Raw genomic sequence first — 11,688 nt, 5'->3', positions numbered from 1 at the left:
TGTCGGTTAGGTTAAGGAAATCCCACAACTATCATTTGTCAGAAATGGCTTACGCCACGCTTTGCGAACAGGATATCCAGGATTTAAGGATTTACAGGATAGGATATTTGTTAGGATCATGTCTTTCCTATTCGTTGCTATAAATGACTCGTTTTATCCATGACATCAGAAGTTTCTTAAACAGTTAGGAAAATGGGAAATATGCAGTTTTATGTCTCAAAATTATTTCTGTCAAAAGATTATATCCGACTGTAAATAATTACACCTGACGATAGAGGAACTAGGAAGATAGTAAACAGTATACTGTGTTTGCTTTGTTAAAACCCGCCTATTTAAAATCAGAACTTATCATTATGTTTTTATTAGAAGTACCAGTAAATTTTCTCGCTGAACCGATCATTTCTTTTACAATTCTCCTCACAGCTATTTTTATTGTTCCGCCCCTATTTGAGAAATTAAAATTACCAGGATTAGTGGGTTTGCTATTAGCAGGTGTAATCCTCGGTCCCAATGGACTAAATTTCCTCAACTCTAAATCTGAAACTATCAAACTCCTCTCAGATATGGGTAAGGTTTATTTAATGTTTGTAGCAGGTTTAGAGATTGACATTGAGCAGTTTCGCCAAACTAAAAATCGCTCAATGGGGTTTGGCTTTCTGACTTTCTTAATGCCCTTAATTGCTGGGATTATTACGGGACGTTTATTTAATCTTAGCTGGAATTCTTCTGTTCTGATTGGTTCTTTACTTGCTTCCCATACTCTTTTGGCATACCCCATTGTCAGTCGGTTGGGAGTTATAGGAAATGAAGCCGTAACTGTGACAATTGGGGCGACAATCTTCACTGATACAGGTGCTTTGTTATTACTAGCAATTTGTGTGGGTATTCATGGAGGAGATTTCACTATTTTTAAATTAGTTACTCTGTTGGGTGGATTAGCTATTTATTCAGTTGTGATCTTATTTGGTTTTAATAAAGTAGGAAAAGAGTTCTTTCGCCGCACTGGGGATGAAGAAAGTAATCAATTTTTGTTTATCTTGCTGGCATTATTTTTGGCATCTGTAGGGGCGGAGCTAATTGGTATTGAAAAAATTGTGGGTGCGTTCCTTGCAGGTTTAGCAGTAAACGGCGTTTTGGGAAATAGCCCGGTTAAAGAAAAGGTAGAATTTGTTGGTAGTGTTTTATTTATCCCTTGTTTCTTCGTGGACATGGGATTATTAATTGATATACCTGCTTTTATCAAAACTTTGAGTTCCATTGGTCTGACAGCGGTAATTGTTGTGGCACTGATTAGCAGTAAATTTGTGGCGGCATTCCTAGCCAAAATATTTTATCGCTACAGCAATTCAGAGATGCTGACAATGTGGTCATTATCGCTGCCGCAAGTAGCAGCCACACTAGCAGCAGCCTTAGTTGCTTATCAAACCGTAAATCCTGCGGGTGAGAGGCTAATCGGGGAGGATGTCTTAAACAGTATCATTGTCCTGATGTTGGTTACTGCTATCATTGGTCCAGTCATTACAGCCAAAGTTGCCAGAACTTTACAAGTCGTCCCCGATACGGGCTGGAAAACAGACAGTTTATCGGTGTGGTGGGAAAGTTATGAACAGGTGATAGAAGCACCAGAAAATGGAGAGAACCTTTTACAGCAAGATTACCCACCATTTATTGTTGTGGTTCCCATTTATAACCCGGTGACTCAACGCTATTTACTGGAAATGGCAGCCCTGCTGGCTCGTCATGAATCTGGACAGATTATGCCATTAGCGATTACTCAAGCCCACGTAAATATGGATGATCCATTATTAGTAACGGCTCTGGAAAAAAGTAAGGAAAGATTGAGATTAGCTTTAGAAATAAGTCAAGAATTTGATGTAGAAGTATCACCAAAAATTCGCATTGATGATGATGTAGCTTTGGGAATTAGTCACGCTAGTCGGGAACAAAATGCTAGTTTAGTGGTGATGGGTTGGGGAGATACTAGAAATTTACGCGCCCGTTTATTTGGTAGTGTTATTGATAAGGTTTTTTGGTCTTCTCAGTGTCCGGTAGCTGTAACACGCCTATTAAGAAGTCCTACGGAAATAAAGCGGATTCTTGTTCCTGTTGGTGACTTAATGAGGGTGACTATCGGGACTATTAGATTTGCCCAAATTTTAGCTGATGTTAATCAAGCTGAAGTGGTTTTATTGCACGTAAAAGATCGTCTAACACCTGCTCGTCAAGTTACCAATTTCACATCTAAATTGTCAGATATTGCCAATCAAAGCAGGTTGCAAGTAAATACAAATATCCTCACAATTGTTGGTGATGATATTGCCAAAGTTATCATTGAGCAAGCTCAGGGATTCGATTTAGTAGTCTTGCGTTCTGTGCGCTACCGCACCGCTGGAGGATTAGCGGTTAGTGAGGTGACAACCCAGGTAATTAATAATTTGAAATGTTCGATTGTGATGCTAGGACAGCCTCAATAATGCTTCAGTTTAAATCATGGGGTTTTTAAGTTTTATAATTTCTGCTTCAGTAAGTAATTTTTTGGCAACTCTTACAGGTAAATGTTCAGCATTGCAACGGTTATTTATAGGTTTACGCAACTGTAAACTATATAAATCTTCTCCTGCTTGTTCAGAAGTTTCTCGATCTATTTTTAGATAAACTTCCTCTGGATAACTTTGCAATAATCGTATTTGTAAACATCCTTTCAAATCTCTTGCACTTTGAGCTAAAGGATTATCATCTCCAAATAATTCTACAGCAGCTTTCCAGCTATGATTTAAAGCCACAATTTCATTAACTAAAGTTGCTAATGAAGGTTTTTCAAAAATATCTGTCATAAAATTATACTTGTTTAAAGTTGTGATTGTGTAGCTTCTAATTCTAATTTTCTAATTTCATCTAGCCATTTTATTTTCTTTCTTTCTCGCCTTTTTAGTTTATCAAAAGGTGGTTCTAATAAACCATATTGAGAAGTATATGATAGTTTTTGCTCCGTGAACTCTATAACTTGATTTCCTTTGAGGATTGGTTTATTTGATTCTTGATTTGATGTTTTAATAGAGAAAATGGTAAATGAATTAGTTCCTTTATTAGCTAAAATATTATATTTTTCCCTTAACCATTTTTCACAAGCCCATTGCCACAAATAAACATGATCATGTGCTTCACCTCCTAATGCTCTGAGTTTTTTTACTGATAATGATTCTTCAGCAAATAAAAGTTTTTCTACATGATAATTCTTAGCAAAGAATCTTATTTCACTTCCCTTACCTCTAAAAAATTCAACAATAAAACCTTTATCTCCTAAATCAAATATACATACTTCCGTTGGTTCACTTCCATCAAATTCTAATTTTTGAATATCTTGATCTTCTCTAAGATCATTATTAATGATTTTATAAGACTGATTAGGAAGCAAAATTTTAAGTCTTACAAAACTATTACTGTAATTAGCCCAAAAACTTTGACGATTTTTTAACTGTTTTATCTCTGTTTTATTAAGTGATATATTATTAATAATTAAATTTACCAATTTATGAAAGTCTTGATAATTAATTGCTCCAATCCAATCTCTCAATTTTTGTCTAGCTGAAGATGATAATTCTAATTGTTTTTGAGAATTATTATAGTTCTTTTTTAACCAGTTAACTAACTCAGGAAATGTATCAGCTATTGCGGTAGAAACATGATTTAATACATAGTCAACTGAGGTTATTTGTGTTTTTTCATCCATTTCATCAAAACAACGTAATAACCAGTTAACTTTATCTAAAGTAACAGGATGTATTTTGTGAAAATAAGGAGAAATTTCTATAACATAATCTTGTAAAATCGGAATATTTGGCAAAACATTATTTATCTTTCTTAATAACTCATTCCGAGTCAAATTTTGATTACAGCTAATTTTTACAAGTTCTTGTTTAGGATCATTTTTTCCTAAAGCTACGAGAATGTTAATTGCAAGGTTTTCTTTCAAAAAACTGGAACTGCTCCAAATCTGAAAACTATTTACTAAAGAAGATGCAATCACATCTTTTTTATCAGTGTAAAACCAAGCTAATCTACGAATTAAAGTAAAATGTAACCATTCTATTTTTAAAGAAAGATTCCAAATCTTTTCTGATAATTCAATTTGTTCTAATTCAGATATTTTTTGCCAAGGTTGATCATTATCAATACACCATATCCATTCTAGAAAAGTAATTTCATTGATTCTATTACCATTGATTTTTTCTCTTAATCCTAATATACAGAGATTAATATTACCTACTTTCTGTTTATTAGCAAGAGCGATTAAATTATGGGGTTTATGATCAGGTTCAATGATTTTATTGAGAATTTTATTAAGCATAAATTTTTACTTTTTAGATGTATTTAAATTCCCTAAATCTTGTCCCTTAAATTGAATGCGAAACACTACTTTACGATCTTTTGCTAAATCTCCTGGTTTTGCATCATTTTTACCTCTTCCTACTACCATAATTTTCTTCTCTAATTTTGATTTATGAGATTTATTTTTAAATGGCATTTTGTATAAAGTATAGTTACAAACTTCCCATGCTCTCATTAAACTTAATTGCATATTAAAATCAGACTTACCATAAGCACTGGTATGACCTTCAATAATGACTCGTTCAACTTGATCTTTAACTCTTGGAGTTTCAAAAATTACTTTACTATAAACTGGTATTAGTTTTTGTAATGTTTTTTGACCTTGAGGATTTAATTTAGCACTATTAGTTTCAAATAGGATGTTATCTCTCAAGCTGATATCACCAGTGTTAGGATCAATTTCTGCGGCAATATTATTAGCTTTTAGTTGACCTTCTAATTCACCTATTAAAATTCTAGTAATATCTTTTTGAGCTTCATTGAGTTGAATTAAAGCAGTAATAAAAAGCAGAGCAAAAAACATCAGTAACCCTGACATTAAATCACCAATAGAAAGATAAGTTGCTGAACTTTCTTCATCTTGATTATCATGATTATTTTGGAAGTTTAAAGGATTTAGCATTGGATAATTTACCTGATTGTATTATGTTCGTAACTTTAAAATTAGTCTTGATTACTCATTAACCTACGATCTTTTTCAATTGTCACTAAAACATTAGCAGTTTCTAATAAACCACTACATATTTGTCCCATTGAACTATCTGCTTCTTTGAAAAAGTCAGTTTGCCATTGTGTAGAAGTCTTCATATAGTTATTAAGATGTTCTTCCCAACTATGAAGAAGATGATTAAAATCTTGAGTTGTTGTCCCAATATTCCGAGATAATTCTTGTAATTGGGTTAATCTTTCTCCTGAGTTTAAACCCATTGCCGCAGTTAGTTGTTGTATATCTCTAATTCTATTTTGCATGGCTATACTTACTTGATCAATTTCATGAATACCACGCTGAACTTGATTCATAGTATTGCTCAAATCATTCATTAATGATTGTCTACGTTGGGTTTCTTCCGCGAAAGCATTACGTAAATCAGTAACAACTTCTGATAAAGCGTCTCTTTGTGTGCCTAGTGTACTTTCTAATAATTGATTTTGATCATTAAAGAATTGAGTTAAACTATCTTGATACTGGATTCTAAATGTTTCTAATTCCTGTTGCACCGTCACACGAGTATTTTGCAAAGTATCATCAATATTAGTTAATGTACTTTCTAAGTTATCCTTAGCATGATTCATTAATTGTGATGCTTCTCTACCAACTGTTTCTAAAGTTTGAGTTTGGGTTGTAAAGTTTTCATTAGCTTGATTTAGTATTCTAGAGAATACAGAATACACTCTCTGTAACATTTGTTTTTGCTGTTCAGCTTGAGTTGTTAAAGATTGTTCTAAATCTTCTCGAATACCTGTAAATGTATTTCCAGCTTGTTCTGCACTGGCTTCAAATGCTTGACGTTGAGATTCCATTCCTTTAATACTTTCATTAACTGCATTACTAATAGAAATTGCAGTTGTTTCCAAAACGCCTTTTGTATCATTTTGAAAATCATTTAAAGTTGATTTTAAACTATTGGCAAAATTATTTAATTCTCCTAATGTATCTTGTTGAAACTGCTGAATAGTGACAATTGAATTTGCTAATTTTTCAGAAATCCCCCCTAATTCATTATTCAACTTAGTTACAGCTTGTGATGCTTCTTTAGTTAAAGTTGCACTTTGTTCTAGTCTTTCAACTACTGGGATAATTAATTGATTTTTCATTTCACTAATCAAATTTTCCAGGACATCTCTTTGAATAGTTGCAACTTGAGTTAGTGTTTCTTGAGATACAAGAATATTATCGAATACAGGAGTTAATTTCGTTTCAATGGTACTATCTAATTGACTACCAACAGCATTTCCTACTTCCCTACCAATAATTTTTGGATCAAGATTTTTAGCAACTCTCTCTAATACTTGAGATGCTCTTGCATTAGCATTAAAATCAAACTTTTTAAAACTTTCAGCTATTTCTTTCAAGCTATTGACAGCATCATCACGACTATCTTTTTTGGTACTGGTAATTTTATGTAAACTTATTCTAAGTTGATCATACTTTGATTGTCTAATGGAGTCAGTTATAAACAGAAAAATCGTAAATGCACTTCCAAATCCTAATCCCATTAAAGAAGTAGAAAATGCAGTTTTCATTCCGTCTAATAATCCGGTTACTCCTGCCATTAAAGACTGTGTATTACTGAAATTACCTAAAGGAATACCTCCTATTCCTGCTTGAATACCATAAAATGTTCCTAGTACACCAATAGATGTACACAGAGTACCAATAAAACGTAAGTTACTACGAGTAGGGTCGTTAAAAATATCTGGATATTGCTTGAGTATATATTTACCATTAATTTTGATAGGTTTATTATTGTCTATTTCTAAATGCTCATTAATCCAGTCTGAATTTTTAGTGGTATTTCCATTTTTTTCTAATTCTTTGATTGCTTCTTGATCCTTATTAGATCGTTTACAGTATTTTTTTACTGTGATTATTTCCCAATATCCTCCTGCTATAACAACTGTAATAACTGCCAAATAAAAAACTATAGAAATCCCCTGCATATTTCCCTACACCCTCTAAATTAGTTCTCACAACAAAAACAGCATATTATGGGTAAAATTTGATCATTAAATTGCTTTGTCAAATCATACAATTACCCAAATATTCAGATACTTGAAACTAAGTCAAGTTATTACTTAATCAAAGATAAAATACCAAAACCATAACTTGTTTTGATAAATCGTACTTTAATAACTTTGTAACTCCTTTTGTTTAGCTTAGTCTTAATTATATAAATAATATCATGATTAATACTGATACAAACAGTAATTTTACTAATTTTTTGACAATTTAGTTACTACATATTAATACTTATATTAAATTACTCATAAAATACCCAAATTCTGAAAAAATCTGGGTATTTGCAAAAAATCAACTTTCTTACCAACCTTGCATTTCTACCAACTGCATACACAAATCATTAATTTGTTCCAAATCAGGACGATGTGGTAAACTAGATTGCTCATAAAAAACATCCATATCAGCAACCAAATCTTCAGCCATTTTCATCAATTGCTCATAACTATAATCACCCCGCAGAATAGCCTTTAAATCATCAATATCACCAGCTAAATTTCTATCTACAGTCACTTCTCCCCGCTGCAAAATTTCCAACCCACTGCGTAGCAATCTAATGCAGTGCATTCCATGTTTTAAATCATAACCTGATTTTTTTTCCATTTCCGCTCTAGCGGGATTTCTATTTTCCTGCCAAGATATATAAGCCTTCCATTCTCTCAAAGCATTTTGATAACTTTGACTTTTTTGTAATAAGCGAATAAAATCTTTACGTCCATGAGTTAAATTTTGGGTATATGCTAAAGTTTCATCTGCTAAAGTGTACTGTTTCAAAACACCTTTAAAATCAATATCCGCAGTCAGCAATTTATATAACTGTTCTGATTCTTCCAGAAACTCAATTTTACCCCTAATCAAAAGATAAAGATATTCTAAAAAAGCATTTAACTCATCTTTGCTTAAAGGGATTTCATCAGTAATATCAAAATCAGCAGGAAGAGGTTTTTTAGTAGGTGGATTTAACAACCATTTACGATGAGTTTCCATTTTCTTGATTTGAGCAAAAGCATAACCAGAATAAGTATGCTTTACCTTCTTACTCAAAAACAAACTGCGGTGATTAATTAAATGTTGTCCGACATTTGTTAAAAAAGGATAATTCGTTAACCAAAGCAACTCTAAAACATTGGGATTTGCCCCAGCTAATAAATGAATAACCTTCCTTAATTCATAAATAACCGTATCTTCATTACCATCTATAAACGGAAATATCCCCGGTTCATCCCAACCTGTATCTTTTTGTTCAATACTATCAAATCCCAAATAATAGCGTTTAGGAGCAATAAATACACCCCGATAATCATAATCAGATTCTGGACGATTCAAACCATAACCATGACTACCAGCCAAACCCACAAAAATGCTTCTTTGTTCAACTTCAATTCTTTTCATATTGAGCTAATAAAATTATCACCTATTGACAATATAGCAATCCTTAAAGAAGATATTAAAATCTCCTTCTTCTCTTCCTCTGCGCTCTCTGCGTCTCTGCGGTTCGTTAAAAAAAATATTGTTATATAACTCTTAAAGTGAATATGCAAAAAAAATCTGAGCAGCCCTATTAAGTCACTCAGATTAGTTAAAAAATTTTCCGTCTGTGTCACGGTTAACTACAAACACCAGAATTATCTTTTCGGAAATCAGCGATAAATAAAATTATATTTTCTCAAAGGTTGACTGATTAGCTATCAATCAGGTAATATAGTAGATTGTCTGTCTAATTCCTGCTCGGATCAGGTAGACATACTGCAAAAGCTGGCAAAAGCTATAAATAATAGCGTCTCTACAGGAGATTATACCCAGCTACCTGTACGGCAACCTCAAGGACGATTTAATTAATGACTTACGCGATTATTGAAACTGGCGGTAAACAAATGAAAGTAGAAGCAGGTCGCTTTTACGACATTGAACTACTAACCGCTGAACCAGATGAAAAAGTTACTATCAACGCAGTATTACTTGTACATCACGAAGGCGCAGTTTCCATTGGACAACCTTTAGTAGAAGGCGCAACAGTGGAAGGGACAATCATGCGACACTTTAGAGGTCGCAAAGTCCTGGTGTATAAGATGAAACCTAAAAAGAAAACCCGCAAAAAACGGGGACATCGCCAGGAAATCACCAGATTTTTGATTAATTCTATCAATCTCAACGGCGAAGTTTTAGCTTACGAAGAATCACCAACGATGGCTGAAACTCCCGTTATTATTGATACTGATTTCGTGGAAGAAACCGCTGACGAATCATCCGAAGAATCATAAAAAAGGTTTAAGTTGCTAGTTAGGGAAGAGGTAATAGGTTACAGGTAATACAGAGTAATTACCAATTACCAATTCCAATTACCTTGATCCCAGCCTAAACTAGATAACTAGCAACCTGGGATAAATCCTGGGATAAATAAAGTAAATAGAAAAGAGGGAATCATGGCTCATAAGAAGGGAACTGGTAGTACGCGTAACGGTCGTGACTCGAATGCTCAACGGCTGGGTGTAAAGCGTTATGGTGGACAAACTGTACGCGCAGGTAATATTCTTGTCCGTCAACGTGGTACTAAGGTTCACCCTGGTAACAACGTTGGTATTGGTAGTGATGATACCTTGTTTGCGCTAGTTGATGGTGTAGTTACCTTTGAAAGAAGAGGTAAAAGCCAGAAGAAAGTTAGCGTTTATCCAGTAGCGGTAGAACTTGTAGAAGCTGTAGCCAGCTAGTTAGTTATTAGTCATTGGTCTATTACTCATTAACTAATTAATGACCAGTGACTAATTTTAAACGTAGTAATTGATAAGTGCGCCCATTCCTAAACCTAGTATTGAGCAAAAAGATATACAGCCAAAAGTTAGTGCTGGTTTTAAACCAACTGCTTGAAAGTCTATTTTGGCTAAGATAGTCGCGCACAGAATGAGTAAAGTATCAAGAAATACCCGAAACCAGGCAATCATTAGAAAAAACAGGAAAGCTGCTAAGATAGCCACAAAAAAAGTCCTAGCGTTTGACTTGAAGAAAACATGAGAATAATCATCTAGTTTTAGCCAAGGGTTAGTGACCAATACCAGGGACAGCAGGATAGTTACCGCAGTTATCAGCCGTACATACCACGGGGCTTTTTCTTCAAATATTATCCAGCCCAATGTACTGTAACTCAGTAATATAAGTGTTAAGGAAAACCAAGGAATCTTTTGAAAAATTGACATATAGCAAAAGTCCGGAGTCGGGAGTCAGTGGGAAGGAAAAAGGAAATTTCTCTCCTGGTTTGCATAAACTTGGTGGTTGCTATAACTTTAAAAGTTCTGTACCTTACTCAGTTACAAATCGTTATATACTGATGTTCTCAGTATCGGTTTCATTCATTATTTCACAGGTTTACTGAACTCATCAGGTTTCTAAATGTTGAATTTCATCCCTAATTCCCAATTTGAGAGAATAAAGATCAACATTTAGTTAAATATGTTCATAAATATTTGTAAACTGTTAGCAGTTGAGTAGCCATGTGGCATATCATTAAGGATTGATCATGAGACAACTTGTTATCGTCGAGCGCGTATGCCTAATTGGTCATATCGTTTCTATGGTATTTGGACTGGTGGGGATATTGATTGTTATTCCCAATGCTGAACTAATTGTCAGCTTATCAGAAGTCGGACAGAGCGTCATGCAGTGGAGTATGGCGGGCGGTGGTGTGGTATATATGATTTTAGGGGCGCTGGGAGTGTTCCTTTATGCTTACCGAACTTTAGGTTTAGCACGCGCTTTAGGATTTTTAATCCCATCTTTATCAATTTCCCTAACTAGCGAATTACTAGGAACTAGCACAGGCTTTCCCTTTGGTGGCTACAGCTATTTAAGTGGTTTGGGTTATAAAATTTCCGGTTTAGTCCCTTTTACAATTCCCCTTTCCTGGTTTTATGTGGGATTAGTTTCTTATGTGTTGGCTCGTGCGGGTTTAGAAGTAGATAAAAAACCTAGCCTATTCCGTCACGTGGGAGCAATTGGTTTAGGGGCTTTACTGCTCACTTCTTGGGATTTTGTCCTTGACCCAGCCATGAGTCAAACTTCCCTCCCCTTCTGGTATTGGCACCAACCAGGGGCTTTCTTTGGAATGCCTTACCAAAACTTTGCCGGTTGGATGGGTACTGGTTCGTTATTTATGACAGTAGCAGCTTTATTATGGAGCAAAAACCCGATTAAGTTAGACCATTACCAACTGAATGTACCTTTATTAGTTTATTTGGGTAACTTTGGTTTTGCCACAGTCATGAGTTTAGCGGCTGGGTTTCCTATCCCCATATTACTAGGTGTGGCCTTGGGTGTAGCTCCTGCTGTGCTGTTGTGGTCTAAAGGTTCTAGTACCCCTGCAACGGTGAATATTGAAGCAGCTACTAAAGAAGTTGCTGTTGCTAATGTGAAAGTTGCTTTCAACAAATAGGGAAGAGGGAAGAGGGAATAGGAGAAGAAATTCTTCCAATTGCCTCTTTCCCAATTACAGAAAAATATAGATAACTAATAATTTAAGTTAATTTACATAAATTGCGAGAAAATTTAAACTAGCTAGTTTATACAAAAAG

At 34.4% G+C, this 11,688-nt stretch carries 10 protein-coding genes; 4 read left to right on the top strand and 6 right to left on the bottom strand.

Features of this window, described 5'->3' with window-relative positions:
- Positions 1-353 precede the first annotated feature (353 nt).
- The gene (locus FJR11_RS08420; RefSeq protein ID WP_168503260.1) at positions 354-2,474 is read left to right on the top strand and encodes a cation:proton antiporter; all 2,121 of its coding nucleotides are present in this window, start codon (positions 354-356) and stop codon (positions 2,472-2,474) included.
- 9 nt (positions 2,475-2,483) lie between these two features.
- On the opposite strand, the gene FJR11_RS08415 is transcribed toward FJR11_RS08420, so the two are convergent.
- The 5 genes from FJR11_RS08415 to FJR11_RS08395 form a co-directional block, all read right to left on the bottom strand.
- On the bottom strand, positions 2,484-2,834 hold the full coding sequence (locus FJR11_RS08415; protein WP_168503259.1) for a hypothetical protein: 351 nt from the start codon (positions 2,832-2,834) through the stop codon (positions 2,484-2,486).
- Positions 2,835-2,848: 14 nt separating this feature from the next.
- Positions 2,849-4,348, bottom strand: a complete 1,500-nt coding sequence (locus FJR11_RS08410; RefSeq protein ID WP_168503258.1) for an EH signature domain-containing protein — start codon at positions 4,346-4,348, stop codon at positions 2,849-2,851.
- A gap of 6 nt (positions 4,349-4,354) precedes the next feature.
- Positions 4,355-5,011 carry an OmpA family protein gene (locus FJR11_RS08405; RefSeq protein ID WP_168503257.1) on the bottom strand — a complete coding sequence of 219 codons (657 nt, stop codon included), beginning with the start codon at positions 5,009-5,011 and terminating at the stop codon, positions 4,355-4,357.
- Between the two features lie 41 nt (positions 5,012-5,052).
- Positions 5,053-7,050, bottom strand: coding sequence for a hypothetical protein (locus FJR11_RS08400; RefSeq protein ID WP_168503256.1), 1,998 nt, complete (start codon positions 7,048-7,050; stop codon positions 5,053-5,055).
- Between the two features lie 379 nt (positions 7,051-7,429).
- Entirely contained in the window at positions 7,430-8,518 is a 1,089-nt protein-coding gene (locus FJR11_RS08395; RefSeq protein WP_168503255.1) for a DNA polymerase beta superfamily protein, read from the bottom strand.
- A 446-nt stretch (positions 8,519-8,964) separates the two neighbouring features.
- Between FJR11_RS08395 and rplU the strand changes: the two genes are divergently transcribed.
- Both rplU and rpmA read left to right on the top strand, forming a co-directional pair.
- Positions 8,965-9,387 (top strand): 50S ribosomal protein L21, encoded by a 423-nt coding sequence (gene rplU / locus FJR11_RS08390; RefSeq protein ID WP_168503254.1) that lies wholly within the window; start codon positions 8,965-8,967, stop codon positions 9,385-9,387.
- A 162-nt stretch (positions 9,388-9,549) separates the two neighbouring features.
- Positions 9,550-9,834 (top strand): 50S ribosomal protein L27, encoded by a 285-nt coding sequence (gene rpmA, locus FJR11_RS08385; protein ID WP_027403157.1) that lies wholly within the window; start codon positions 9,550-9,552, stop codon positions 9,832-9,834.
- Between the two features lie 57 nt (positions 9,835-9,891).
- Here rpmA and FJR11_RS08380 read toward each other — a convergent pair whose 3' ends face one another.
- Positions 9,892-10,317 (bottom strand): hypothetical protein, encoded by a 426-nt coding sequence (locus FJR11_RS08380; RefSeq protein ID WP_168503253.1) that lies wholly within the window; start codon positions 10,315-10,317, stop codon positions 9,892-9,894.
- Between the two features lie 320 nt (positions 10,318-10,637).
- Between FJR11_RS08380 and cruF the strand changes: the two genes are divergently transcribed.
- On the top strand, positions 10,638-11,549 hold the full coding sequence (gene cruF / locus FJR11_RS08375; RefSeq protein ID WP_168503252.1) for a gamma-carotene 1'-hydroxylase CruF: 912 nt from the start codon (positions 10,638-10,640) through the stop codon (positions 11,547-11,549).
- Positions 11,550-11,688: the final 139 nt, after the last annotated feature.

Source organism: Anabaena sp. UHCC 0187 (assembly GCF_009712035.1).
Lineage (GTDB): Bacteria > Cyanobacteriota > Cyanobacteriia > Cyanobacteriales > Nostocaceae > Dolichospermum.
Note: the sequence above shows the minus strand (reverse complement) of the source record. Positions and strands in the feature narration are given on the sequence as shown.